Genomic DNA, 25,467 nt, shown 5'->3' with positions numbered 1-25,467 from the left:
CGGGCACGCCGTGCGCCTATATCAGCGCGTATAGAGATAGAACGACGAAAGCCCCATGCGCCTGCAGGATTGCGATGCCGGGCTGGACGGGATCGGGATGCGGTCGGCCAGCGCCCCGGCGATGCGCACAAGCCTAGCCTCCCATGATTTCAGGCCCCATTCCGGACCGAGGCCCAGGATATCACGAACCCATTGCGGGGCGATCTCGACAGCGGCGCGCACCAGCAGGCGCTGAACGGGCTTCAGCGGCCCCGGCAGGATCGGCGTGCGCAGCATGATGTCCAGGAATTCGAACACGATATCGGAGCGTTCGAGCTTCGGCCGTATCGCCTCGAATTGGGCATTCAATTCCGCCCGAGAGGTCGGGGCGCCCGTTGCGCCGTAAAGCCGCGCCGATGGCGCCGCTTCGGCATAGAATTTATCCTTGTCCGCATCGCCGACCGGCCGCACAAAAGCGCTATAGGCTTCGAGGAAGCCGAAGCTCGCTGTCGCCTGTACCCAATCGAGCAGCGCGGTGTCGTTGGCATGATAAGGCTCGCCGTCCGGCGTCGTGCCCACGACGCGCGCATGAATGTGGCGGACGCCGGCGATCATCGGTTCGGTCTTGCTGCGCGGCCCGTAGACGGTGAGCATCGCGGCGAGGCCTGTGCGCTGCATGCGCGCCAAGGGTTCGCGGCGGAATGAGGAATGATCCCAGACGCCGGAGCGCACGCCGGGCTCGGCGAATTCGAGCAGCACGGCCGTGATGCCGCCGATGAACAGCGACACCGGATTCTTGAACACCTGCCAGGAAACCGAATCCGGCGCGGTCAGGGCCGGCTCGCCCTTCGGCGTTGTGAAATCGATCTTGCCGTAGCTGGACGGCCTAGCTTTGGCGCTGCTGGACTTGATCGTCGCGGTTGTGTCGGTCATGGGGTGTTGCACTCCTGTCATGATAACGGCGGGCTGGGCATCGGGTTCAATTCACCCGGCGCTCGCGGCCAGCCCAATAGGGTTCGCGCAGTTGACGGCGCAGGATTTTTCCCGAAGCGTTGCGCGGCAGGGCTGCAATCACGTCGATGCTTTTTGGTGCCTTGAAATGCGCTATGCGTGAGCGGGCGAAGGCGATGACATCGGCGGCATCGATGGTGCGGCCGGACTTGGGGACCACGACGGCCTTTACCGCCTCGCCCCATCTTTCGTCGGGCACACCGATCACCGCGACTTCGGCGACGTCGGGATGACCGTAGATCGCGCTTTCGACTTCGGCGGGATAGATGTTCTCGCCGCCGCTGATGATCATGTCCTTGACGCGGTCCTGGATGTAGAGATAGCCGTCGGCGTCGAGATAGCCGGCATCGCCGGTCCGTAGCCAGCCCTCACTGTCGACCGTCTTGGCCGTCGCCTCCGGCAGGTGCCAATAGCCAGCCATGTTCGCCACCGAGCGGATCGCAACTTCGCCGATGACGCCGGGCCCCAACGTTTTTCCAGCTTCGTCCATCACCTTCAATTCCACGCCCGGCAGTGGGATGCCGGCAGAGCGCATGCGCGGATTGCCGGCCGGATCGTGATCCTCCGGCGGCAGATAGGCGACCGTGCCGCAGGTTTCCGTCATGCCGTATTGCTGGCAGAAGCCGCAGCCGAACACCGCCATGCATTCGCGCAAGAGGTCGAGCGGAATGGGCGAGGCGCCATAGAGGATGTATTTCAGGCGGCTGTAATCGACCTCGCGGGCGCGCGGCTGGTTGACGACGATCTGCAGCGCTGCCGGTACCATGAACATTTTCGAAATCCTGTCGCGCTCGATGAAATCGAGCACTTTGGTCGGATCGAACTCGCGCGCCACGACGCCTTTGGCGCCGTTGTAGAGGCCGACGATGCCCCAGCCGGTGCCGCCGATATGCGCAACCGGCATCGCCACGAGGCTGACATCGTCCGGACCCCACAGGTTCCAGTCGAGCCCGGCTTCCGCGGCCAGGCGCCGTCCGCCGAGCAGATTGACGTGCCGCAGCATCGCGCCTTTGGGATTGCCCGTGGTGCCCGAGGTGTAGAGCTGCAGGGCGATGTCCGTTTCCCGGATCGGCCGTGCGGGATCGGTGTCGCCTTGCCGGTCGCGCCATGCCTCGTAAAGCGGAAATTCCGCCGCGCCGTCTTCCATGGCGACGATTTGTTCGACCTTATCGAGCTCGCCGCGGACCTGGCGGACCAGTGCCATCGACTCCGGGCCGACGAAGAGCAAGCGGGCCTCCGCGTCGTTGACCATATAGGCGACTTCGCGCGGCGCCAGCCGCCAGCCTAGCGGCGTCATCACCACCCCGGCCTTCGCCGCGCCCAGCAGCAGTTCGAAATAGTGGTCGCTGTTCTTGCCGATGTAGCAAATGCGGTCGCCCGGCCGCGCCCCGGCCTCGATAAGCGCGTGGGCGACCTGGTTGCTGTGCCGGTCGAGCGCATCGAAACTCGTGTCGCGGCCCTCGAACGACAGTGCAATGTCGTCAGGCCGAACGCGCGCGTGATAACGCGGGATATCCGCAAGGGTCGGAATCTGCGCGTGATCGAGCGGGGCAGCCGATAGCGATGAACTCATGCTCCTGATCCTTCAGAGGCGCAGCACATGGCGGGCGATGATGTCGCGCTGGATTTCGTTGGAGCCGCCATAGATCGACGCCGCGCGATTGTTGAGATAGCGCGCCATCGTGTGGAGGCTGTGCGCCGGACCGACCGGCTCCGCATTCGAGCCCGGCATGCGGGCTTCGGGCTGCTCCGCCAGGGCATAGTGGCCCGCCACTTCGATGCCGATTTCGTCCAGGCGCTGCATCGCCTCTGTGCTCTGCATCTTCAGCATCGATGACGCCGGACCCGGATTGCCGCCGGAGGCCAGGGCGCACATGACGCGGTGCTCCGTCATCTCGATCGTCTCGATCCGAATCGCGGCTTCAGCCAGCTTGCCGCGAAAATCCGGATCGTCGCTCAGGGCGTCGCCGCCGTCGGCGGGTTCGGCTTTCGCCATCTGGCGCAGCCGCTCCAGCGCGACCTTCAGGCCGGCCGCCGCGCCGCCACCGCGTTCGAATTCGAGGAGATATTTGGCGACCGTCCAGCCGTCATTCTCCTCGCCCAATCGGCCCGCCTTGGGCACGCGCACATCGGTGAAGAACACCTGGTTCAGCTCGTGCTCGCCCGCCAGCGTGATAATGGGGGCGACGGTGATTCCGGCGCTCGTCATGTCGAGCAGCAGGAAGGTGATGCCGGCCTGGGGCTTGCCTTCGGCCCGGGTGCGCACCAGGCAGAACATTTTGTTCGCCCAATGGGCGTGTGTGGTCCATATCTTGGAGCCGTTCAGCACGTAATCGTTGCCGTCGGAGATCGCGCGCAGAGACAGCGATGCCAGATCCGACCCGGAACTCGGCTCGGAGTAGCCCTGGCACCAGTAATCCTCGCCGGAAAGGATGCGCGGCAGGTAATGCGCCTTCTGCTCCGGCGAGCCATACCCCATGATCACGGGGCCGACCATCCTGAGCCCCATCGGCGCCAGGCCCGGCGCGCCGGCACGGGCGCATTCCGCGGCGAAGATATAGCGCTGCATTTCCGTCCAGCCGGTACCGCCATATTGCTTCGGCCAGCTTGGCGCGACCCAACCCCTGGCGTGCAGGATCTTCTGCCAGGCGATGCTGAAAGCCTTCGGCGTGAAGACGCTGGTCGTGGCGCGTCCCGCCGCGCGCAACTCGGCCGTCAGATGCTCGTCCAGGAACGCGCGCACCTCGCGGCGGAACAACAACTCTTCAGACGTCAATGCAAGATTCACCACCGGCCTCGTGAAATCGCAAAATGCGCGCCCGCGCTGCGTGATTCTGGTGCATAGCTCGGGTCCCGGCTAGGACGCGCCTGTGCAACAGGACCGGGACAAATTCGATCACGGCAATCGCCGCGGACGCGCATTTCCGTAACGGAATGCTGTTGCGCGCCGTTCCGGCTGTCGCAAGAGCCGGATGATTGTGATGAAATAGCAGCAGGATAACGGCGCTCGTCACGTTGGTGCCAGGGAGAAAAGGCGTGAACCTCGCCGTCCACATCCGCCGTCCCGAAGGACCTGTGCATTTCACGGCGGCAGGCTTTCATGTGCCGAGAGATTACTTGGTTCTGCTTCTGGGGTCCGTCGTGGCCACGCGGCTGCTGGCGAAATCCGTCGCGCACGGCAGTGGCCGCCCGAATTGCGACGAATTCATACCCTCGACCATATTTCTGAAACTGTGCCTCGAACAGATGCGCATAACCGACGACGAATCCTTCGGCATATCGGCCAAACCCATCCCCAAAGGCACGCTCGGCATCCTCATGGCCGCCGCCGGCCAGGGCAACAATCTGGGTGAGGCTCTGAAACGTTTCGCCGCTGCCGCGGTGCTTTTGAGGCCGGATATCAAGGTCGCCGTAAGGCGGAACAGGCGGGGGCTCAGCATCGCCTTGAGCTATGAAGGCAAGCGAAGCGCGCGCATGGAATTGTTCGTCGAGACCTTCGCGCTCACGATCCATTGCGCCTTTCGCTGGCTCACGGGCCGCCGCTTGCGGCCGCTGCAGGCACGATTGGCCGAGCCGATCGGTCGGTTCAGAAAGACCATGCTGAAGAGCGTGCTTCGCTGCCCAACAATCGTGAAAGGCAGCGGGGTGACGCTATCCTACAGGGCAAGCGACGCCGCGGCGCCCCTTGCCCCGGTCAAATACAATACCTGGGCCGCGCATGAATTCGTCGAGTTCATGCGCCTGCTCGAGGAGGCGGCAGCCGACCGCAACTCACGCACGACCGAGGATGCTCCGGCGATTGTCAGGGACGTTCGCGCGGCGATTTACGACGGACTGCACGGTGAGACGGCTGTGGCGCGACATCTGCGGATGAGTTCAGCCACGCTGCGGCGGCGGCTTGCGGATGCCGGCAGCTCGTTCCGCGCCCTGCTGGACGATGTTCAGCGCGGCACGGCCGCGACGCTGCTGATGACCGACAAATCCTTCGAGGAGATCGCCGCCGAAATCGGCTATTCCGACGCGCGCAGCTTCCGGCGCGCCGGCCAGCGCTGGTTCGGCATGACGCCCAGCGCCTATCGGCGCGGGCAGGCGCCTCGCCACAAGCGGCCAGCGTAACGGTTGCGCCCAACCGTTTCGTCGACAGCCGGCGTAACTCAAAGTCGGGCCCTTGCATGCCGTGTGCGTGCCGCGCGATTACAAGTTAAGATCACGACGATACGGAAGGCGTCGAAAACAATGGTAGGACCGGCAGGAATCGAACCTGCGACCAGACCGTTATGCGCGCCAAGCTTCCGGCCAAAAAGCCAAGTAAAATCTGATTTCTTTGTTCAATCGCGTTGAATTTCGTTCATAGCAATATCAAGGACCTAAATTCTTACCGTATCTGCTCGTACCTCTTCGCGCGCTCGCACACACATCGCATGCTTTGCCGATATAGAGAATTTCGCGCACGGTCTCCGCGGATTTCCGTAAAATGGCGCTTGCCGAAAAACAAATCCATGGGATCGCAATGCGGGCGGAATCCGGCGCAATCGCGCCAATGGACGAACCGCCACCTGACGTCCATCCCCGATCGGGAATCGCCGCCCCGCGAGCAGGGTGACGCTCGGACCCGGCGCCAAGCCCATCGCATCACATCGCCGGCGATGCTTGTCGGCCCGAGCAGTTTCCGCCGCGCCTTAGTGATCGACGCCGCCGCAACTCGCCGATACCCACCGGCCTTCCACCGTCTGCTCCCGATCCATCGGGCGGCCGTTCACGGTGCCGGACATCTTCATGATGCCAGAATAATGGGTGTCGGAATCGTAGGTGATCTGCACATGCTCCGTTCCTTTGAAGTCGGCGTTACAGATCAGGTCCGCCCTCAGCGTGTGACCGCTGTGATCGGTGCCGGCGATCGTGCAGCCGCGCATATTGCGGGGATCCAGATGTGGCATGTCGGTTGCGACTTCCGCCGCCGTCATGCAGTGCGGCACCGTGATCGCATTGGCGCCGATGCCGGCGGCCCTCATCTTCGCGGCGAGATCGGGCCGGATCTTCGACATGTCGACGCTTGCGCCGCCCAGGGTGACGGTCACGTTCCACAGGCCCGCCTTGCCGTGGCTGGCGCAAGCGGCGCCCGCCGACGCCAGAAGGGCCACGCCGGCGACCGCCATTCGGTTCAGGATGCGCATGCCGCCACCTTTCCTAGAGCCGGACATTCAGCCCGGCGAGGAGCGTCTGATCGCTCCAATTGCCGGACAGTTCGGCGGTGTAATCGGCGAAGAAGGACATCTGGCCGTCGTCGATCTTGAGTTCGGGCGCGATCACGGCGCTGCTCCGATCGAAACGCAGATGATCGGCCGCGAAGCCGGTGCCGTCGGCCGCCGCGAGCGTCACGACCGGATTGCGGTCGCCGCCTTCGTAGCTGTAGCCGACGCGCAGGATCGGCAGGATGGTCCAGCCCGCGCCGCCGTCAAAGGCATGCGATAGCGTCACGTCCAGGAAGGGCGCGACGCTGGCGAAGTCGGCGTTGCCGCCGGTCACCGCATAGGCCGCCAACACCCCGCTCGCCTGTTCGGCGAAGCGTCCCTGATAGAAGGCGGCGAAGCGCACGCCGCCTTCCGGCGTCACCAGCGTGCCGTCCAGCGCGATCGGCAGGCCGAGATTCAGGCCGCCGCTGACCTCGTTGCCTTCGTGCGATTCCGCGACGGCGCCGATGCCGGTGTCGCGCAAGGTCGAATCCCAATCATGTCCGAACATCGCCGTGGCTTTGAGGAAAACGCCGTAGCCGACCGGTTGATAGGCCGACACGCCCAGGCGTACGACGCGCTCCTTTCCGGTGCCGTTCGCGGTGTCGCGCAGCCAGGATTCGTCGTAGCCCAGCGCAAGGCCGACGCTGCCGCCGCCGCCCATGGCGAAGCCGTACCCGGCGAGCGCGCCGACGGTGTCGCCGTGAAAGCCTGGGATCGCTCCTTCGTGACCGGCGGTCAGGAACGAGCCGATGCCTTGCGCCCAAACCCCGTCATGGCAAGCGGGACGTTCGGCGCGCGCGTCGCCGCCGGATGGCTCGGCGGTGTCGCAGACCGCGTCGAGGACCGCCAGCGTCCGCCGGGCGCCGGCCACGAGCGCCGAATCCTGACTGCTGAACAGCGACTCGTCGGCCGGACGCACCACGACAGGCGGTGGTGGTGGTGGCGGTGGCGGCGGCGGTGGCGGCGGCGGCGGCGGCGGTGGCGGCGGCGGCGGCGGCGGTGGCGGCGGGGCGACGCTGGACGAACCCAAGGTGAGAGTCGCGGCGTTGGCGCCATAGGTGACGGTCCGCGTCAGGGTCGTCGGCGTGTTCCCCTGCTCTGTCACGGTGGCGAAGGTGCCGGTCACGCCGTCCGTCGCCGTGACGAAATTGTACGACGTCGCCGTATAGGTGCCGGGCGCGTAGACGAAGGTCGCCGTGCCTCCCAGCGATGCGGTGCCCTGCACCGCAAGCACCGAGGCCACTGTCGGCGTCACCGCGACCAGTAGGTTGCCGCTCGCCGCCTGGGTGTAGTTGCCGGCGACGGTCAGCGTGCCGACGGCGGCACTGCCCGGCTGCACCGTGCCGCGGTTGGTCAGATTGCCGCCGATGGTGCCGAAGCCGGAAAGCGTCGCGCCGGTCTCCACCTGCGCCGAACCGGCGAGGCTCGCGGTCGGGGTGGCGGCGTCACCGACCACCAGCGTGCCGGCCGCGACATCGGTCAGGCCGGTATAGGTCTGCACGCTGTCCATCGTCAGTGTATCGCTGCCGATCTGGTTGACGCCGCCCGTGCCGGAGATCACTTGCGTGAGAGTCATGGCATCCGAACGATCGAAGGCGAGCGTGCCGTTGTCGGTGATGGCGCCCGGAATCGAACCCGTCGTGCCGCCATTGCCGAGCTGCAGCGTGCCGGCGGCGATCGTGGTGGTGCCGCTATAGGTGTTGTCGCCGGTCAGGATCAGCGTGCCGGTGCCGATCTTGGTCAGGTCGCCCGTGCCGGAGATGACGCCCGACATCGTGACGGTGCCCGTGCCGGAATCGAAGGTGGGATCGCCAAAGGTCTGGAATGCCACGGCGTTTGCCAGCGTGTAGCCGGTGCCGCTGAAGACCAGGGTGGCGCCGGGGAACATGTCCAGCGCGCCGGTGCCCAGCGCGTTGGCGTTGGTGATCGTGATGACGTCGCCCGAGCCCCAAATGGTGCCGCCCGAATAGGTGTTGGCGCCGGTCAGCGTGATGTTCTCGTCGGTGTCGTTGAGCGAGAGCGCCACCGGGCTGTCGCCGTCCTTGATCAATCCGCTGAAGGTCGTCGGAGTGGCGTCGTAGATAAGGAGCGTCACCGGCGATCCGGGATTGCCGGTCGAGGTGACCGTGCCGGCGCCGGCGAGCGAGCCGATGGTCTGCGAATAGCCGCCCAGATCCAGCGTGCCGCCGGCGTCGATCGTCATGTCGCTGGCGGCGCTGAACACGGCGCCCGAGCCGCCGCGCAGCGTGCCGCCCTCGATAAGCGTGGCGCCGGTGTTGTAGTTGGCTTCCCCCGAACCGACCGCGACGGCGACGGCGCCGGCCTCCATCGTCGTGGTGCCGCTGACGACGGTCAGCGTGCCGGAGCCGATCATGCTGGCCGCGATGGTGCCGCCGGTCGAGGTCACGCTGCCGTCGAGCTGGCCATAAGGGACCGTCACGCAGCCGGCGCAGGAGCCGCCGGCCAGGATCGTGCCGCCATTGAGCGCGACGCTCCCAATGGTCTGGGTGAAGCCGCCGAGGTCGAGCGTGCCGCCTTCATCGATCGTCGTGGCGCTGGCCGCGCTGAACACGTTCTTCGCACCACCCTGCAGCGTGCCGCCGGCGATCACGGTATTGCCGGTATAGGTGACGGCGGTCGTCAGCGTCACCATGCCGGGACCGTTCTGGGTCAGCCCGCCGGTACCGCTGACCGCGTTGACGAACACCGTGTCGCTGCCTTCCGCGAAGGCCAGCGCGCCATTGTCGGTCACGGCGCCGCTGCCGAGCGTGCCGCTCGCCGTGCCGTCGCCGAGCTGCAGGGTGCCTGCGGCGATGGTGGTGCCGCCGCTATAGGTGTTGTTCGCGGTCAGGATGGTCGTGCCGCTGCCGATCTGATCGATGCCGCCCGTGCCGGAGACGACGCCGGGAAAGGTGACGGAATCCGAACGGTCGAAGGTTAGCGCGCCGTTGTCCGCGACGTCGCCGGCGATCGAACCGGAAGTCCCGCCATCGCCGAGCTGCAGCGTGTCGCCCGTGATCGTGGTGCCGCCCGTATAGTTGCTGGCGCCGGTCAGAATCACCGTGCCGGGTCCCTCTTGCGTGACGGAGCCGGCGAGATAGGCCGGGTTGTCGAGGATCATGCCCGAAATGGTAACGCTGGTGGCCTCGTCGAAGACCAAGCTGCCGAAGACGCGGATCAGGCCGGTGCCGGCGGTGCCGTTGGTCGTGCCATTGCCCAGCTGCAAGGAGGAATGATCGACCAGCGTGGTGCCGGAATAGGTGTTGTCGCCGAGGAGCGTGACTGTCCCCGGGCCGTCCTGAAAGAGCCCGCCGGTGCCGGAGACCGAATTGGCGAAGGTGATCGCCGTCGCTTCCTGGAAGATCAGGTTGGCCTCGTCGGTGACGACGGGCCCGCTGCCGGCGGTGCCATTGGTCGTGCCGTCGCCCAGCTGCAGGTTGCCGCCGCTGATCGCGGTGCCGCCGCTGTAGGTGTTGGTGCCGGTCAGGATGGTCTCGCCGCTGCCGATTTGGCTGACGCTACCCGTACCGGAGATCGTACCGGGGAAGGTGACGGTATCCGAGCGGTCGAAGGCGAGCGTGCCGTTGTCGATGACGTCGCCCGGGATGGAGCCCGCCGTGCCGCCCGCGCCGATCTGCAAGGTGCCCGCGGCGATGGTGGTGCCGCCGCTGTAGGTGTTGGTGGCGGTCAGGATAGTGGTGCCGCTGCCGATCTGATCGATGCTGCCCGTGCCGGAGACGACGCCGTCAACGGTCAGGCTGTCGGAATGATCGAAGGCGAGCGTGCCGTTGTCGATGACGTCGCCGGCGATCGAACCGGCAGTCCCGCCATCGCCGAGCTGCAGCGTGTCGCCGGTGATGGTGGTGCCGCCCGTATAGTTGCTGGCGCCGGTCAGAATCACCGTGCCGGGTCCCTCTTGCGTGACGGAGCCGGCGAGATAGGCCGGGTTGTCGAGGATCATGCCCGAAATGGTAACGCTGGTGGCCTCGTCGAAGACCAAGCTGCCGAAGACGCGGATCAGGCCGGTGCCGGCGGTGCCGTTGGTCGTGCCATTGCCCAGCTGCAAGGAGGAATGATCGACCAGCGTGGTGCCGGAATAGGTGTTGTCGCCGAGGAGCGTGACTGTCCCCGGGCCGTCCTGAAAGAGCCCGCCGGTGCCGGAGACCGAATTGGCGAAGGTGATCGCCGTCGCTTCCTGGAAGATCAGGTTGGCCTCGTCGGTGACGACGGGCCCGCTGCCGGCGGTGCCATTGGTCGTGCCGTCGCCCAGCTGCAGGTTGCCGCCGCTGATCGCGGTGCCGCCGCTGTAGGTGTTGGTGCCGGTCAGGATGGTCTCGCCGCTGCCGATTTGGCTGACGCTACCCGTACCGGAGATCGTACCGGGGAAGGTGACGGTATCCGAGCGGTCGAAGGCGAGCGTGCCGTTGTCGGTGACATCGCCCTGAATCGAGCCCGCCGTGCCATTATTGCCGATCTGCAACGTGCCGGCCGCGATAGACGTGCCGCCGCCATAGGCGTTGGCGCCGGTCAGGATGGTCGTGCCGCTGCCGACCTGGTCGATGCCGCCCGTACCCGAGACCATACCGGCAAACGTCAGGCTGTCGGAGCGGTCGAAGGCCAGCGTGCCGTTGTCCGTGACGTCGCCGGCAATCGAACCGGAGGTCCCGCCATTGCCGATCTGCAGCGTGCCGCCGGAGATCATGGTGTTGCCGCTATAGGTGTTTGCGCCGGTCAGGATCACCTTTCCGGAACCTTCCTGATAGACCACGCCGGTTCCGGAAATCGCGTTCGGGACCGTGGTATCGGCGCCCTCGTCGAAAACGAGATCGGCATTGTTGAGAATCGGACCACTGCCCAGCGTGCCGACGGCGGCGCCGGCGCCGCCCAGGATGACGGCGCCGTCGCTGATGGTGGTGCCGCCCGAATAGGTGTTGACGTTCTCCACGAAGAAGTTGGAGTCGCCTATCTTGACCAGACTGCCGCCCACGCCGTCGATGGTGCCGTAGTCCGCGTCGGAGCCGGTATCGGATCCGAACGTGAGCTGGTTGGCGCCGAGATGGATGACGCTGTTGCCGATGGCGCCCAGGTCCGTGATAGTCTGGTTGCCGCCGCCGGAGATGTCGAACGTGCCGCCCTGCATGTACAGCAGCGACGAAGCGGAGATCGAGGCGCCCGGGCCGAGCGCCAGCGTGCCGTTCAGGACTTCCGTCGGGCCGGTATAGGGTTGCACCGTGGTGAAGGTGACTTTTCCCGGCCCGGTTATATCGACTTCGCCGCCGCCGCTGATCGGCACCGTGAAGCTCACATCGGTCGCTTCGTCGAATTCCAGGCCGGTCCTGTTGTAGGTCGGCACTACGTTCGTCGTCACCGGATCGGGCGCCGGCGTCATCATGCTGATGCCCGATGAATCGTCGATCGAGCCGTTGCTGACGCCGTTGCCGAGGATGAGCAGGCCGGCGTCGATCGCGGTCGCGCCGGTATAGGTGTTGGCGCCCGTCAGGATGACGGGTGCGACGCCGGTGGTCTGCCCGGTCGCGCCCGATTCGGTCGTGTTGACGGTCAGGCCCACATTTCCGGCCAGCACGGACGAAACCGTCAGGGCCTGGAAACCGCCCCCCAGCAGATAGCCGTCGGCGCCCGGCAGAATGGTGCCGGAGAAGGTCGAGGCCGCCATCGCCCCCACGCTCACGCCCGGCAGCAGGTTTAAATTGAGCACGCCGGCCGTGTTCGCCGACATCGCCACCGTGCCGGTCGACCCGGGCGCGATTTCATCCAGCACGACCTGGTCGAGCGCCCCGGGCGCATAGAAGATTCCGGTGCGATCGACGGTGACGCTGCCGGCCGCGAGCGTCTCGCCGCCGATGCCGAGCGCGCCGAGCTGCACTTCGGTCCCGCCCGTATAGGTCGGCGCAGGTGCCAGAAAGACGTTGCCGCCATTCTCCATGATGAGTCTGGTGGGGTTGCCGCCGATATCGCCGAGCACCGATGTGATGACCAGCCGCTCGGTCGTGCCGCCGCCCACCAGATAGGTGAGATTGTAGGGCGTGAGCGTGCCGCTATACGTGACATCGCCGTCGGCCGGATGGGCGGTGTTGGCATAGGCACCGAGGCTGATCCCGGCCAGGTTGCCGCTCGCCGAGAAATCCAGATTGCTGCTGTCGTCGTCGCTCAGCAGTACCGAGCCCGCCGAAGAGCCGACCACGCCGGTGCCGGTGGTGGTGGAGCGGATGCGGCCGAGAAAAGCCTGGTCCAGCGGCGTGCCCACCGCCGCCACCATGCCGCCGTCGCTGAGGAAGACGGTGCTCGCCGCCGACATCGCCGCTGGCGTGCCATAGACGAGCAGGTTGTTCTCGAAGCTGGCGATGGGATGATAGGCGCCGCCGGTGACGCCAAAGACGACGGTATTGCCGCTGAACGTATTGGTGCCGGTGAGCACCAGGACGTTATCGGGATAGATGGACGAGGTCCGCGCGTCCCAGAACGCGCCGGTGCCGCTGAAATTGGTATCGACGACGCCGTAGCTGAAGCCGTTTGCTGCGTAATTGTAGTTGGCCGCATCCTGGAAAATGACCAACGAATCGTTCTCGAGGGAGCCGCCGCTGAAACTGCCGCCGGCAATTCCGGTGTTCCCGATGGCGAGCGCACCGTTGGTCAAAGCCGGCAAGGGATCGGTGAGCGGAATGACAAGCCCCGGCGCAATGTCGATTTCGACATTGTTGCCCGCGTTCGCCTGGTTGATGGCCGAGATGAAATCGGCCTCGCTGTTCACCGTGACGGTCTCCGCCTGCGCCGCGCCGGCGAGCAACAGGATCGCGCCGACCGCGCAGGTCGAAAGGACGCGGCCGCGCAGGCGACGAAGGCCATTCCGGCCGGCGGTCGAAACTCTCGTCATGTGATTTGCCTGAATTGAAGTCGAAGCGACTATGCCGGCCGGGCCGCCGCGCCGCATTGTCCGAACGGACAATGGACCGATGGAAATTGCAGGCCGCGCGCGGTATTTCGCTTCAGGACAGGAGCATAGGCGGGGCGAGGCTGAGAACCTGGCGGATCAGATCCGTCTGCCGCCGGGTTCCCGTCTTGGCGAAGATCTTCTGCAGATGCGCCTTGACCGTGCGCTGCGCGACGCCGAAGTCGCGCGCCATCTCGGCGAGCGGCCGGCCCTTGATGAGACCGACGAGCACGCGGATCTCCGCCGCCGTCAGGCCGTAGGCCTCCATCAGGATCGGGCCCGGCAAAGGCAGGTCGGCCTCCGGCGCGGACACCAGGACGATGGCATAGCCGCCGCTTTCCGCCGACGGCGGAACGACGGCGAGGATCCGCATTCCCTGGGCATGCGAAATCGCTTTGATGAAGGGCGTTTTCTTGCGGCCGGAGAAGGCCGCGCGCAGCGCTGCGCGCAGGTCGCCGTCGAGCGGGACGAGCATGCCGCCCCGCTCCCGCACGAGCCCACCCTCGGCCAGCAACGGTCCGGTGGCGGCGTTGGCATAGGCGATACGTCCCGAACCTTCGACCAGGAATGCCGCGCCCTTGATCCGCTCGACGAACGCGGCCATGCCGGACAGCCGCGCGGCCTGATCGTCGAAGATCCAGCCCAGCTTGGCGGCCTTGCGCGCATGCGGCAGCAGCAGGCGCATCAGCATCAATTCCTCGTCGCCGAAGGGCCCGTCCTCCGCGGGCCGGATCATTGCGATGAAGGCAAAGCTGGCACTGGACCGCGACAGCATGCCGGCGATGGAATCGCCCCAGCCCTGCGGCGCCAGCCAGTCCGTGTAGTAGCGGGTCTGCTGAAAAGCGGCCACGTCGACGGTACGGTACAGGGCGCGCAGATCGCCCTCCTGCAGATACAGCAGCGCCGCCTCGGACCAGGGATTGCCGCGCGCATATTGCGTAAGATAAGTGGCCCAGAGCTGCGGTTCGACGCCGTGCTGGATGAGCAATGTCGGAGCCTGGCGGTAGACCGCCACATGCGCGCCGAGCCGCGGGCACAATTGCTCGAACACGTTCGACCAGCGGCTGCGGTCCAGAACGCAGTCGTAAATCCCGTCGATCAGCCGCGACAGCTCCACCGCGTCGGTCATGGCTAGCACAGCATCAGGGGCGGCGCGTGGCTGAGGACTTCACGGATCAGATCGCTTTGCCGCCTGGTTCCGGTCTTGGCGAAGATCTTCTGCAGATGCGCTTTCACCGTGCGCTGCGTAACGCCGAATTCCCGCGCCAGTTCCGCGATCGCCTGGCCTTTGACGAGACCGACCAGAACGCGAATCTCGGCGACCGTCAGGCCATAGGCCTCCATCAGAATGGGACCGGGCAGCGGCAGGCCCGCCTCCGGCGCGCTCACCAGCACGATGGCATGGCCGCCGCTTTCGTCGGAGGGCGGAATGACCGAGAGGATTCGCGATCCCTGCGGATGACGCGCCAGCTTGATGAAGGGGATATTCGCTTCGCCGGACCAGGCTCGGCGCAGCGCGTCGCGCACAGCGGCATCGCGCGGCAAGAGAATGCGGTTCTGCTCGCGCAGCAGCACGCCGTCCGACAGCAGCTGCTCCGCAGCGGCGTTGGCATAGGCGATGCGGCCCGCGCCGTCGATCAGGAGCGCGGCACCTTTGATCCGTTCGACGAAGGCGGCCATTCCGGACAGCTTGGCTCTTTGATCCTCGAACAACCAACCCAGCTTGGCCGCCTTGCGGGCATGCGGAAGCAGCGTTTTCATGATCCCAACTTCGCCGTCGCCATAGGGACCGTCACGCTCGGGCCGGATCATCGCGATGAACGCAAGACTGGAGGTGGTGCGCGACAGCATCCCGCCGATGGAATCGCCCCAGCCCTGCGGCACGACCAATTCCCGGTAGAAGCGGGTCCGGCGGAATTCGGCGATGTCGACGGTGCGGTAGAGGGTGCGCATGTCGCCCTCTCGCAGATAGAGCAGCGCCGCCTCGGACCATGGATTGCTGCGGCCGAATTCGCTCTGGTAGGTCGACCAGGCTTGCGGCGCGATGCCGTGCTGCACGAGCAGAGTCGGCGTCTGCCGATAGATCGCCATGGCGGCCCCGATGCGCGGGCACAGCAGCTCGAACACGTTCGACCAGCAGCGGCGGTCGAGAATGCAGTCGTATATCGCGCCAATCACCTGCGATAATTCGGCTTGATCGAGCGGACCCATCGACGCGGAAAGTTAGGCGCCGCAAACGTCCGGCACAACCGGATAATGGCCGCGAAAATGATGCGTACGAATTACGCATCTGTAATGCTCGAAAGAACAACGCATGGCCGGACGTCTATTGTCCGAACGGACAGTGTCCCGGCCGGCCCGACTTGCTAGCTAGCGCTGTCCGATCGAGGAAGCGCCCATGAGATTTCTCTCGTTGTCATCGTGCGTTTTGGCGAGCGCCCTGCTTCTGCTACCCGCGCAGGGTCTTCCGAGGCATGTGACAGGTCGGCCCACAACAGGCCAGCCGGTCGGGTCGCCCGGTCCCTGCGGTTATGGCCGCCCTCAAAAGATAATGTGCGAGACTCATCAGCGCGGATCCGGTCGTCCCGACAAAATCTGCCGCAAGGTCTGTCTCCCCGCGGCGGGGTAGCGACGAAAAGCGCGGTGCCGTTCATTCCGACGGTGGAAGTAGGCGAACCAGAGGAACGGGCGCTGACCCTCGACCAGATGGCGATCGTCTTCGACACCGTCAAATCCGATCATCTCGTGATGTTCTGCCCGGTGATGGCGAACACTATGGCGCGACCCGAGGCCGTGCTCGAATTGACGCGCTTTCAGCTCGACTTCGAAAGCAAGCTGGTTCGGCTCAATCCAGAAGGTCGCAAGCAGACTAAGAAGTACCGGCCAACGGTTCCGATGACCAACACGCTGCTGCCATGGCTACAGAAGGGGAAGACCAACTACGTCGTCACCTATCACGGCGACCGAGTCTTCTCGGTCAAGAAGGCCTTCCAGCGCTTGCCAAAGATCGCCAAGGGATTGCCCGAGCGGATTTCGCCCTACTGCATCCGGCACACCATGGCGAAAGAACTGCGACGCCGCGGCGTTCCGCCGTGGGAGGTCCAAGGCATGTTGGGGCACAAGGCTGCCGGACTGCGGACGACGGAGATCTATGCCAAATACGATCCGAGCTATCTGAGTGCGGCGCGGGTTGCCATTGACGAGGTCATGGCGGACATCAACGCGAAAATGACGAAGCGCGAAATCATCCTGCCGACCCAGCCGCAGCTCATGGCAGTCGGTGCGAAAAGTTGACTAAGTGCTTGAAAATGGTGGGCAATACAGGGATTGAACCTGTGACCTTAACCATGTCAACGAAGAGGCCATTCAATGCTTTCAACGGCTTAGATGTGCTACAGTGTGCAAGACTGTGCTGGAAAAGGCCAGTTTTTGCCGCTGTTGCGTTACACTTGCGTGCCACCAGAACATCCGTTCTCCCGTGATCGTTTCTGCCAGTTGAAACCCTTCCGCCGATGTACTGCTGCCACAGAGGAGCAGATCGACCGACGATCTTTGCGGTGCTCGCGGAAACTAGACGCTTGCGCCGCGAAAATCCTCCAAAAGAGGTACCCTACCGCTCCGTCTCCTCGGGTTGCAGATAAGTTGCGAAGAAATCCGTCTCGCGCCGCCAAAAGTCCCGAAGCGCCGCGCCGGTCAGCACACGTCCTTGGCCCGAATAGCGAAGCAGTGTCACATTCGCGCCGGCAGCGCGCAGGACGTTGTACAGTTCGATCGATCCCAGCAGAAAGTTTCCGTCCTCATCTCCATCCGCGAGCAACATCGGCGTTTTCACCTTGCCGGCGCGGAAGACGGCCGAAAGCCTTACATAGGCGGACGGGTCTTCCCACAACTTGGCGCCGGCCAGGTCTGCAAGGAAATCCAGCCCATCGAACCAGAGAAGCGAGCTTCCGATCCAGTCGGGCAAGGCAGGCGCGACGGCGACCGCGCATTTGAACTTATCTGTTCGCGTCACGAGGTAATCGACCACACCGCCGCCATTGCTATGGCCGTAGAGGCACATCCGGTCGGGATCGACGAGGCCCCGCCGATCGAGCTCCGCTACGCCGCTCATCACGTCGTCGACCGTCGTATCCCAGGCGGCCGGCCCCGCGCCCCGCTTGCAGAACGCGGGCGCGCCGGAGCAATTGGGCGCCGAATGCGGCGCGCGCGGCCGCGGCTTGAACACCATGTAGCCCGCTGAGGCCCAGGCCTGGTTTCCGGCCAAGGGGCTCATCCAGCCGCCACCACCGCCGGGAAACGGATAGACGTCGACGATCAGCGGATATCGTTTCCCCGGAATATAATGCGCGGGATAGAGCAGATTGCCGGTGAGCACCTCATGGTGCGCGTTAAGCCAGGTAACGGTTTGCGACCTTGCCAAGTCGAGATCGTCATCGGGTGCGAGCGAGAGCAGCTTTTTCGCGGTCGTGCCGCCGTCCGGCGACAGCCAGACGAGCGGACCGGATTCGCCGTCGATCCAGGCGATCGCGCCGCTCTGCGCTTGCGACCACGGTCCGACCAGACCTACGGATAGCGTGCCGAGGAAATCGGTGTCGCGAACATGGGCGACAGGCGCGCCGCGCGCGGCGCCCGCATCGAGACCGCTGTCATAGGCGACAAGAAAGGACTCGGATCCCCGGTCCCAATCGTAATTCACGACCGGACCGTTCAATCTGAATTCGCGCGCGGCGCCTGCGCCGTCCGGCGAGACGACATGGATCGCGGCGGCAGCGTCGAAGCTGCTGCTGACGAGGAATGCGATTCGTGTTCCATCCCGCGACCAGAGCGGCCGGTATTTCACGCCGTCACCCGCCGCCAGGGCGCGGGCGTCCCCGCTGCGAAGATCGAGAAGCACGATCTCGCCCTTCGTCGCGGACAGGATGCTGCCGCCGGACGCGGTGCCAGGATCATCCACCCGGATCCGCGCGAAGGCGATGGTGCCGCCGTCGGCAGACCACGCCGGATCGAAGGCCATCGCGTTGCCGTGGGTGACCTGCCGGCTTGCATGCGAGTCGGCGTCGACGATGAAAAGCTGGCTGTAAAGCGCCTCTCCGGGCCGAGGCGCGCGGAATTCGACATCGCGGCCGTCCCTTGCCTCGACGATGCCGCCAGTTCCGCCGCCGGGATGAGCGAATACGTCCGTGAGAATCTGCGCGGATGGCGTCGTATTGTCCAGGGCCAGCGGCGCACCGGCGGCGGAAGGCACGGGAACGGGCGATGCGACGCGCGAAGCAAACACAATGTTGCGGCCGTTCGGCGACCAGCGCATCCGGAACGCATCGCCGACATAGCCCATCATCCGGGTCTCGATTTCGGGATCGATGCCAGCGGGGAATTCCGTCAATTGCCGAAGGCCGCCGTCGCTCCGGTCCCATAGCCAGATTTGCAGCGTGCCGGATCGGCGCGAATAGAAGGCGAGCCTTTCGCCGCCGGGCGACCAGCGCGGTATCAGTCCCTCGCCCAGATGCTGCACGACGTGGCCGTCTTCGACACGCACGATCGACAATTCGCCGCCGCGCTCGACGGCGAGCGACGTGCCGCCGGCACACAGGTCGAGCGTCGCCAGCATCGCGGCTTCGCCCGAAGCCACACCATCGAGGTCGTCCAGCGTCACCGGCCGCCGGGAACCTGCATCCGCCATCGTCGCCGCGCCGAAAGCAAGCGCGACAACCGCGATCGCCAGACGGCGTATAGTGCGGCCAATACCGCCGGTCACCATCGCGCGGTGAGCTGAAGCGAAACGACCCGTCCCAGCACGTTGGCGTTCGCGCCGTCGAAAACAAGTCCGGGCGCAACTCCGGGGTCCGGCGTCGCGACAAAGGGCGGCTTCGTGTCGGCGACGTTGATGACGTTCAAGCCAGCGACGAATCCGTCGAGAAGGCTTCCCGGTCCCTGGTCGAAATTGTATTGCATCGCGAGGTCGAACGTCGTCCACGACGCGATCGGCACGGAGGGCGCATTGCGGACATCGCGGTAGGAGTCGATGTAGTTCGCGAACACCGCAAGATCGAATTTCCGTGCCGCAGGATCACGCGGCCGCGCAGCTTCAGGTCGACGGGATTGTACTGCGTGTTCAGCACGCTGGCCGCCGGCATGGCCGCGGACACCTTCTGCTTGAAGGTCAGGATATAGGTGCCGTCGAGGCCGGTCTCAAGGTGGCCGAAGGAGAAGTCGCCGTCATAGGACGCCTTGAAATCGATGCCGTTGGTGTCGAGCGCCGACAGATTGGTGGAGCGCGAATCCACGATGGCCGCGATCGTGGAAAGATCGACGCCGCCCGGAATTCCGGTGAAGTCGTCGGACTCCTGCGTGGTGGAGACCAGGGACGCGACTTCCGCCGCCGGGGGATTGCGCTGGATCAGAGGACCGAAGCTCGACGCGTTGTTGAGCGCATCGAACAGATCGAATCCCGCCGTCTGCGCGGTCGTGATCAGATTGGTGAAATGGACATTATAATAGGTCGTGCTGACCCTGACGCCCGGAAAGGCGTCCGGCGCCCAGTCCGCGCCGAGCGTCCAGTTGGTCGATTTTTCCGGCGAAAGCTTCGGATTGCCGCCGAAGACGACCAGAACGTTGGACGCGCCGCCCGTCGTCGGGTCCGCTTCCGGCAAAGCGACGACTTGGGACGGTATCGGATTGAGATCGCTGAGCAGCGGCGCGCGGAATGAGGTTCCATAGGTGCCGCGGAATTTGAGATCCGACAGCGCCATCCAGCTCAGTCCGATCTTGGGATTATCGGTCGAGCCGAAATCACTGTAGTGTTCGTATCTGTCGGCCAAGCTGAGTTCCAGGCGATTGTCCAGCTATGACTCGCGCGGGCCGATGAGGGGAACGTCTAGCTCCGCAAACCCGCCCGCGATATTCCGGTTCGGAGAATAGACGCTGTGTCCGATCAGGTCCTTGGAATCGAGAGTCTCGTAACGATATTGCCCCCCGACCGCAAACCGCACCGGACCGGCAGGCAGCGAGAACAGCGCACCGTCGAGCTTGGCATCGACGGTTCCGACCGTCGCGATGGTGTGGACATGCGCGGAGGGTGCGCCGGCGAGGACGTCGTTCTGGTCGCTGTCGCTCGCGCTGTAGGTCGTGCTCAGCTCGAATTGCCGGTCCTCCGGCAGCGCCATGTCGACGCCGGCGGTGCCCCCATAGTTCGAGGCGGTCACGACGTTGTGGTCGTCCCCGATGCCGGTGAAGAACTCATCATTGGCCGAGGATCTGTTTGACCAGAAGCCCTCGCCGAACACGCTGATATCGCCGGTCAGGGCCTGGTTACCCATCGCGAAAACCGAATTATGCAATTGCTTCGGCACCAGGGTAAACGGATTGGCGTTGGCGCTCGTATAGCTGCGCTGGCTCGCATAGATCGGCGAACGCAGATCGTAGTCGTAGCTGATAAGCGCGGAGCCGCCGTCCCATGTGCGGCCCAGGCTCTGCGCGACTTCCTCTTCCACGCCGCCGCCGTCGGTCGGCGCCGCGAAGCGCGCGCGGGTCTCGGCGCCGTCGAAATCGTGCCGCAGCACCAGATTTATCACTCCGCCCACGGCGTCCGAGCCGTAGATCGCCGATGCGCCGTCGGCAAGAACATCGACACGTTCGAGCGCACTCAGCGGGATCATCGAGACGTCGACGAAATTGCCGGCATTGTTCGCCGGCGCGATCCGGTGTCCGTCGAGCAGGACGAGGGTCGCATCGCTGCCGAGACCGCGCAGATTGACGCCCGCGCCGCCGACCGCGTTCACCGCGTTGCCGCCGCCGACGAGAGTCCCCACCGTCTCGTCGGACGCCCCGCCGCCGAAATTCGCCGGCAGACGCCGCACGAATTGCTGGACGCTTCCCAGTCCCGACAGGTCGATCTGGTCGCGCGAGTAGCTGTCGACCGGGCTCGCCGGATTGGCCGCGCCGCGGATATTCGTGCCCGTTACGACGACGGTCTCGATCGGCTGGCCGTTCGTCGCGGTGCTCGCCGCCCCTTGGTCAGAGGCGGCTTCGGCGTTTTTTGGTCGGACACGCAACATGATGGTCTGGGCATTTTCGGACGCGATCTCGATGTCCGTTCCCGCCAGGAGCGCCGACAGCGCGGCATGCAGATCAAGGCTTCCCTTGACCTCGTGGGTCCGCACGCCATTGAGCTGGTCCGCCGGCGCCACGATCTGGATGCCAGCCTGCCGCGCAAATTCCGGAATGGCGTTCACCGCCGCGTCGGAATGCACGTCGAAGTTTCGCGTCTGCCCCATGGCGGCCGCCGCGCAGAGCAACGTCCCGATGGCGACGCCGCTTCGCAATGCAAGCCGCTTCGCCGCTGACAGTCCTGTCCTACTCAAACGCATACTCGCCCCCGCGCTGCAGGCCACCCACGCGGACCTGTCAGAGGAAGAGACACACAACGGTCGTCTTTTCCCTACGCGGCTGTCGCGCGTTATCGCCGCAAGAGCCGGACTTCGTTGTCCGCGACCGCGACACGAAGATCGAACGAAACCGCGACGGCGTTGGCGAAGCCGATCGGATCGCCCGCCAGAAACAAGCCGGTGATCCGTTCCTGGGCGACGGAGGGATCGTCGATCCGAATCCGGATGTCGCTGTAGCGCGCAAACTCGTCGGCCGCGGTTCCAAGGGTCTCGCCGTGGAACGCGATGCGGCCATCGCGCCACGCCAGCGCCCGTTCCACCTCGGCCGTTTCAACAGGCTTTGCCACGATCGGGGCGTTCGCCGGTGCGATGGCACGGGTGTTGGCTGCCGCCCGCACCGGCGGCGCAACGGGGATGTCGGGACGGGTCACCTCGACCACGCCCTCTTTGACAAGGACCTGCACCGGCTGGGACGGCAATACGCGGACCGTGAAGCTGGTGCCGACCGCGCGAACGGCGATATCGCCGGCGTGAACGATGAACGGTCTTTGCGCGTTCTTGGCCACGTCGAACAGGGCTTCTCCTTGGATCAGATCGATGTCGCGGCGGCTCTTGGAGTAGCGGACAACGACTTCGGATTGGGTGTTGAGACTGATGAGGGAGCCGTCGTTCAACGGCACCACCCGCATCTCGCCGACCCGCGTCGCGTAGCGGTCCCCGCCGAAAGACTGCAGCAGCGGGCGCCCCGCGACCGCCAGGCCGGCAACGCCGGCGGCGATACCGCCGCCCCACAGGACGCGGCGGCGGGAGAACGCCGGTTTCTCCCAGAGAGGGGGCGTCACGTCGCGCCAGAGGCGTCAGATATGCGCTTGCAAGCGCAAACGCTCCGACATGTCGGACATCCTCGCTCAGCCAGGCATCAAGGCGCGCCTGATCGTCAGGATTTAGCGGTCCGGCATCGGCCCTGGCGGCCCACAGGGCGGCCGCGTCATAAATTTACTGGACGGAATATCTCTCGGTCATTTTTGCCGCGTCCCGAAACCGCGTGCTCTTGCCCCTATAGACAATTGAGAGGCCGGTTTCCCTCCCCGGCCGAATGCGCTGATGAGGCAGCGCACGCCCTGCGCCATGTACTTTTCGACCGCCTTCTCGCTGACGCCGAGGCGTTTCGCAACCTCGCGCTGCGAGAACCCTTCCACCCGGCGCAGCAGAAAGGCCTGGCGACAGCGCGGCGGCAAATCGGCCAGAGCCTCGTAGACTTCGCGGACCTCGTCACGCAAGGCGACCTGCTCCTCCGGCGAGGCGTCCGGTGCGAACGCCTCAATCGCCTCGACGTCGCCGACCGCGACGATCGGCACGACGCGCAGGCGGCGCAGCTGGTTGGCGAGGATGGAAAACGCCGTCTGGGCCGCGTATTGCCGCGGACTGCGAATGTCGGCGACGGAGTCGAGAGACGCGAGGCGCGCGTACATTTTCTGGATGATGTCGTCGATGTCCAGATCATAGGCGCGACGCGCGAGCCAGGCGCGGATCATGCGCTCATGGGGCACAATATTTTGGGCCAGCCACTGGGCCCGCTGGCTCGTGAGCCTCGACATGGCAAACAGAAGAACGGAGCGAATGCGGCTTTACAAGTCTTTCCGTATCGCCTGTGTTGGCACCGACGCAGTCTGGAAATATTGCGAATGTGCCGTAGGCATTTTTGCGAATGAAGTGTACCGGCAAAAAGAGACCGCCTGGGCAGCAAGCGAAGAAGTTGCAGGAGGAGATCGTCCGACACGGTCTTTTGCTACCGGTTATCGTTGTAAGCGGTCATGCCAACGTGGCACCTGCGGTATAGGCAATGAGGGCCGTTGCGATCGATTTTATCGAAAAGCCGTTTGCAGCCGTGCAATTGTTCGCAGCCGTTGCACGGGCGGTTGGCATAACCAGGAGCGGCGGACCAAGATGGCTGAGCTAATGGCGGCTCATGATCTGCTCGCGCTGCTGACGCCGCGCGAGAGGCATGTTCCGAAAGAGCTTGTCGCCGGGAGCTCCAATAACATCATCGCCAGAGAGCTTGGGATGGGGGTTACTTGACTGACAGACGCTGTATCGTCCGCGCATATATCCGCCAGTCGCATTCTTACGTAGCCACCTCAATATCTCTCCGCTACGCCTTGTGTGGAAACGGATCGTCAGAGACCGAGTCGAACGGCGCGTCTTCTGCAGCGGCGCTCTATGATCGGTGTTTTTGACCGTATTTTTTAAACTGGCCGAATATTTCGTCCATCTGCGTCCCGGAAAGAATATTCGGGCCACCGATCAGCAGCGTACCCCAATAGACCGCCGATTGCTCCTCGATCTCGTCTGCGATGACGAGCGCGCGCGCGATGCTGGGCGCCATGGCGATCTGCCCGTGATTGGCCATGAGGCAGGCATATCCTCCCGCCAGCGTCTCGACGACGTTCCGCGCCAGTTCCTCGCTTCCGAATGTCGCATATCCCGCGATCGGCACCGACGGCTTTCCCGAAACGCCGACCATATAGTGCAAGGGCGGAATAGGCTTGCCCGCACAGGCGAGGATGGTGGCGTAGCGCGAATGGCAATGGACGATGGCATTCACGTCGCGCCGCGCCCCGAGCAATGCGGCATGCATCTGCCATTCGCTCGATGGCTTGAAGGAGCCTTCTCGCGCCCGCCCCTGCATATTCAGGAAGACGATGCATTCCGGCGTGAGGTTTTCAGGCGTGACACCGGTCGGCGTCACCAACAGCCCGTCGCCGCAACGCACGGACACGTTTCCGGTGGTGCCGCGGTTGAGACCATGCGCCACCATCGCTCGCATGGCATCCACCACTTGGTTGCGCAGCGTGGTTTCGTCCGCGGTCTCCGTCATATGGCGCTCCTGAGCGGCGTTTCCGTCATGTAGCGCGATGTCGTTTCGTAGTCGGCCAGCTTGCCGAGCGTTCCCAGGTCCTGGGCGACGAGCGCGGCGGTGGCCGATGCGAACCGGCAGGCATCGCGTATGTCATGTCCGCGATCGAGCGCAGCGATGAAGCCGGCGCAAAAGGAGTCGCCGCAACTCGTCGTATCGACCGGCTGAATCTCATGCGCCGGTATGTCGAACCGCCTGTCGCGCGCGATGCCCATAGCGCCGCGGCGGCCCCATTTGAGGATGCAGGTTTCAGCGCCCATCGCGAAAAACCGTTCCGCCGCCTTCTGTGGAACGTCCGTTTCGGCAAGCAGCAGGGCCTCGTCCATGTTGGGCATGAAGAAATCGACATGCGGAAGGACGCGCTCGAGTTCTGCCATGGTATGTTTGCCCGGCCCGATCAGGTCGCAAGTCACCGTCGCACCCGCCGTCTTGGCGGCGGCGAGAAGATCGGCGGCCGGACCGCCGTCGAGATAACGGCCCCCGATACCCGCCCAATGGACGAATTTCGACGTCTGGGCGGCCGCGAACGTTTCGCTGTCGATCCTGGCAAATTGGCTCGCGCCCGGCGCGTGGAACAAGGGACGCTCGCCATCGCTGCGGATCGCCAGAATGGTGGTGGAGGTTCGCATCCGCGGCAACGTCGCGAGGAACCGTGTATCGACGCCTTTCGCCTCCAGTTCGCTGCGCACAAACCGGCCCGCACCATCGTCCCCGATGGCACTGGCGAGTGCGGTCCGCACGCCCAGCGCGGCGGCGATCAGCGCCGTCCCGCCCGCCGTCCCGGCCGGCGACAAGGCCACGCCTTCGATCAAGCTCGCTCCCGCGGGGATGGCATCGATGGGACGACCCGCAATGTCGAGCGTCGTCAATCCCACGCAGAGAAGTCCGCTGTTCATGGCTCGCCTGAGACTTCAGGACGCCAATGTGCCCGTATCCGATACGATAGTCAAAAGTATCTTTTTACATTTACCGGCTGGCGGCGGAGACGCGTTC

At 64.9% G+C, this 25,467-nt stretch carries 18 protein-coding genes; 3 read left to right on the top strand and 15 right to left on the bottom strand.

From position 1 onward, the window contains the following. Positions 1–21: 21 nt before the first annotated feature. The 3 genes from WDM86_01125 to WDM86_01115 are packed head-to-tail and all read right to left on the bottom strand — an operon-like array spanning position 22 to position 3,766. Positions 22–912: an oxygenase MpaB family protein gene (locus WDM86_01125; protein MEI9988613.1), complete on the bottom strand. Its 891-nt coding sequence runs from the start codon at positions 910–912 to the stop codon at positions 22–24. A gap of 46 nt (positions 913–958) precedes the next feature. Beyond that, on the bottom strand, positions 959–2,563 hold the full coding sequence (locus WDM86_01120) for a fatty acid--CoA ligase (protein ID MEI9988612.1): 1,605 nt from the start codon (positions 2,561–2,563) through the stop codon (positions 959–961). 12 nt (positions 2,564–2,575) lie between these two features. Then, on the bottom strand, positions 2,576–3,766 hold the full coding sequence (locus tag WDM86_01115; GenBank protein ID MEI9988611.1) for an acyl-CoA dehydrogenase family protein: 1,191 nt from the start codon (positions 3,764–3,766) through the stop codon (positions 2,576–2,578). A gap of 260 nt (positions 3,767–4,026) precedes the next feature. On the opposite strand from WDM86_01115, the gene WDM86_01110 reads away from it, so the two are divergent. Then, on the top strand, positions 4,027–5,106 hold the full coding sequence (locus WDM86_01110; GenBank protein ID MEI9988610.1) for a helix-turn-helix domain-containing protein: 1,080 nt from the start codon (positions 4,027–4,029) through the stop codon (positions 5,104–5,106). Positions 5,107–5,669: 563 nt separating this feature from the next. On the opposite strand, the gene WDM86_01105 is transcribed toward WDM86_01110, so the two are convergent. The 4 genes from WDM86_01105 to WDM86_01090 form a co-directional block, all read right to left on the bottom strand. Next, entirely contained in the window at positions 5,670–6,164 is a 495-nt protein-coding gene (locus tag WDM86_01105; protein MEI9988609.1) for a DUF3617 domain-containing protein, read from the bottom strand. 13 nt (positions 6,165–6,177) lie between these two features. After that, positions 6,178–13,116 (bottom strand): autotransporter-associated beta strand repeat-containing protein, encoded by a 6,939-nt coding sequence (locus WDM86_01100; GenBank protein MEI9988608.1) that lies wholly within the window; start codon positions 13,114–13,116, stop codon positions 6,178–6,180. A 112-nt stretch (positions 13,117–13,228) separates the two neighbouring features. Beyond that, positions 13,229–14,302, bottom strand: coding sequence for a helix-turn-helix transcriptional regulator (locus tag WDM86_01095; protein MEI9988607.1), 1,074 nt, complete (start codon positions 14,300–14,302; stop codon positions 13,229–13,231). 2 nt (positions 14,303–14,304) lie between these two features. After that, positions 14,305–15,351, bottom strand: coding sequence for a LuxR C-terminal-related transcriptional regulator (locus tag WDM86_01090; protein MEI9988606.1), 1,047 nt, complete (start codon positions 15,349–15,351; stop codon positions 14,305–14,307). A gap of 465 nt (positions 15,352–15,816) precedes the next feature. Here WDM86_01090 and WDM86_01085 point away from each other — a divergent pair, with 465 nt between their 5' ends. Further along, positions 15,817–16,467 carry a tyrosine-type recombinase/integrase gene (locus tag WDM86_01085; protein MEI9988605.1) on the top strand — a complete coding sequence of 217 codons (651 nt, stop codon included), beginning with the start codon at positions 15,817–15,819 and terminating at the stop codon, positions 16,465–16,467. Positions 16,468–16,783: 316 nt separating this feature from the next. Here the strand turns inward: WDM86_01085 and WDM86_01080 are convergent, their stop codons facing one another. From WDM86_01080 to WDM86_01055, 6 genes are all read right to left on the bottom strand, one after another. After that, the gene (locus tag WDM86_01080; protein ID MEI9988604.1) at positions 16,784–18,853 is read right to left on the bottom strand and encodes a prolyl oligopeptidase family serine peptidase; all 2,070 of its coding nucleotides are present in this window, start codon (positions 18,851–18,853) and stop codon (positions 16,784–16,786) included. A gap of 71 nt (positions 18,854–18,924) precedes the next feature. Beyond that, entirely contained in the window at positions 18,925–19,068 is a 144-nt protein-coding gene (locus WDM86_01075; GenBank protein MEI9988603.1) for a hypothetical protein, read from the bottom strand. Next, a complete protein-coding gene (locus tag WDM86_01070; protein MEI9988602.1) occupies positions 19,065–20,003 on the bottom strand; it encodes a TonB-dependent receptor in 939 nt (312 codons plus the stop codon). Before WDM86_01070 ends, WDM86_01075 begins: the two co-directional genes overlap by 4 nt. A gap of 12 nt (positions 20,004–20,015) precedes the next feature. Beyond that, entirely contained in the window at positions 20,016–21,533 is a 1,518-nt protein-coding gene (locus WDM86_01065; protein ID MEI9988601.1) for a TonB-dependent receptor plug domain-containing protein, read from the bottom strand. Between the two features lie 95 nt (positions 21,534–21,628). Continuing rightward, positions 21,629–22,399, bottom strand: coding sequence for a FecR domain-containing protein (locus WDM86_01060; GenBank protein ID MEI9988600.1), 771 nt, complete (start codon positions 22,397–22,399; stop codon positions 21,629–21,631). A gap of 177 nt (positions 22,400–22,576) precedes the next feature. Next, complete coding sequence (locus WDM86_01055; protein MEI9988599.1) at positions 22,577–23,155, bottom strand: RNA polymerase sigma factor; 579 nt, start codon at positions 23,153–23,155, stop codon at positions 22,577–22,579. Between the two features lie 22 nt (positions 23,156–23,177). Here WDM86_01055 and WDM86_01050 point away from each other — a divergent pair, with 22 nt between their 5' ends. Further along, positions 23,178–23,636 carry a hypothetical protein gene (locus WDM86_01050; GenBank protein ID MEI9988598.1) on the top strand — a complete coding sequence of 153 codons (459 nt, stop codon included), beginning with the start codon at positions 23,178–23,180 and terminating at the stop codon, positions 23,634–23,636. A gap of 139 nt (positions 23,637–23,775) precedes the next feature. Here the strand turns inward: WDM86_01050 and WDM86_01045 are convergent, their stop codons facing one another. Next, positions 23,776–24,435 carry a class II aldolase/adducin family protein gene (locus tag WDM86_01045; GenBank protein MEI9988597.1) on the bottom strand — a complete coding sequence of 220 codons (660 nt, stop codon included), beginning with the start codon at positions 24,433–24,435 and terminating at the stop codon, positions 23,776–23,778. Beyond that, the gene (locus tag WDM86_01040) at positions 24,432–25,370 is read right to left on the bottom strand and encodes a sugar kinase (GenBank protein ID MEI9988596.1); all 939 of its coding nucleotides are present in this window, start codon (positions 25,368–25,370) and stop codon (positions 24,432–24,434) included. The genes WDM86_01045 and WDM86_01040 overlap by 4 nt, the downstream gene beginning before the upstream one ends. Between the last annotated feature and the right edge of the window lie 97 nt (positions 25,371–25,467).

The organism is Rhizomicrobium sp. (genome assembly GCA_037200045.1).
In the GTDB taxonomy this organism is placed as follows: Bacteria; Pseudomonadota; Alphaproteobacteria; order Micropepsales; family Micropepsaceae; genus Rhizomicrobium.
The sequence above is the reverse complement of the archived record's forward strand: the minus strand, read 5'-3'. Positions and strand labels throughout refer to the sequence as shown.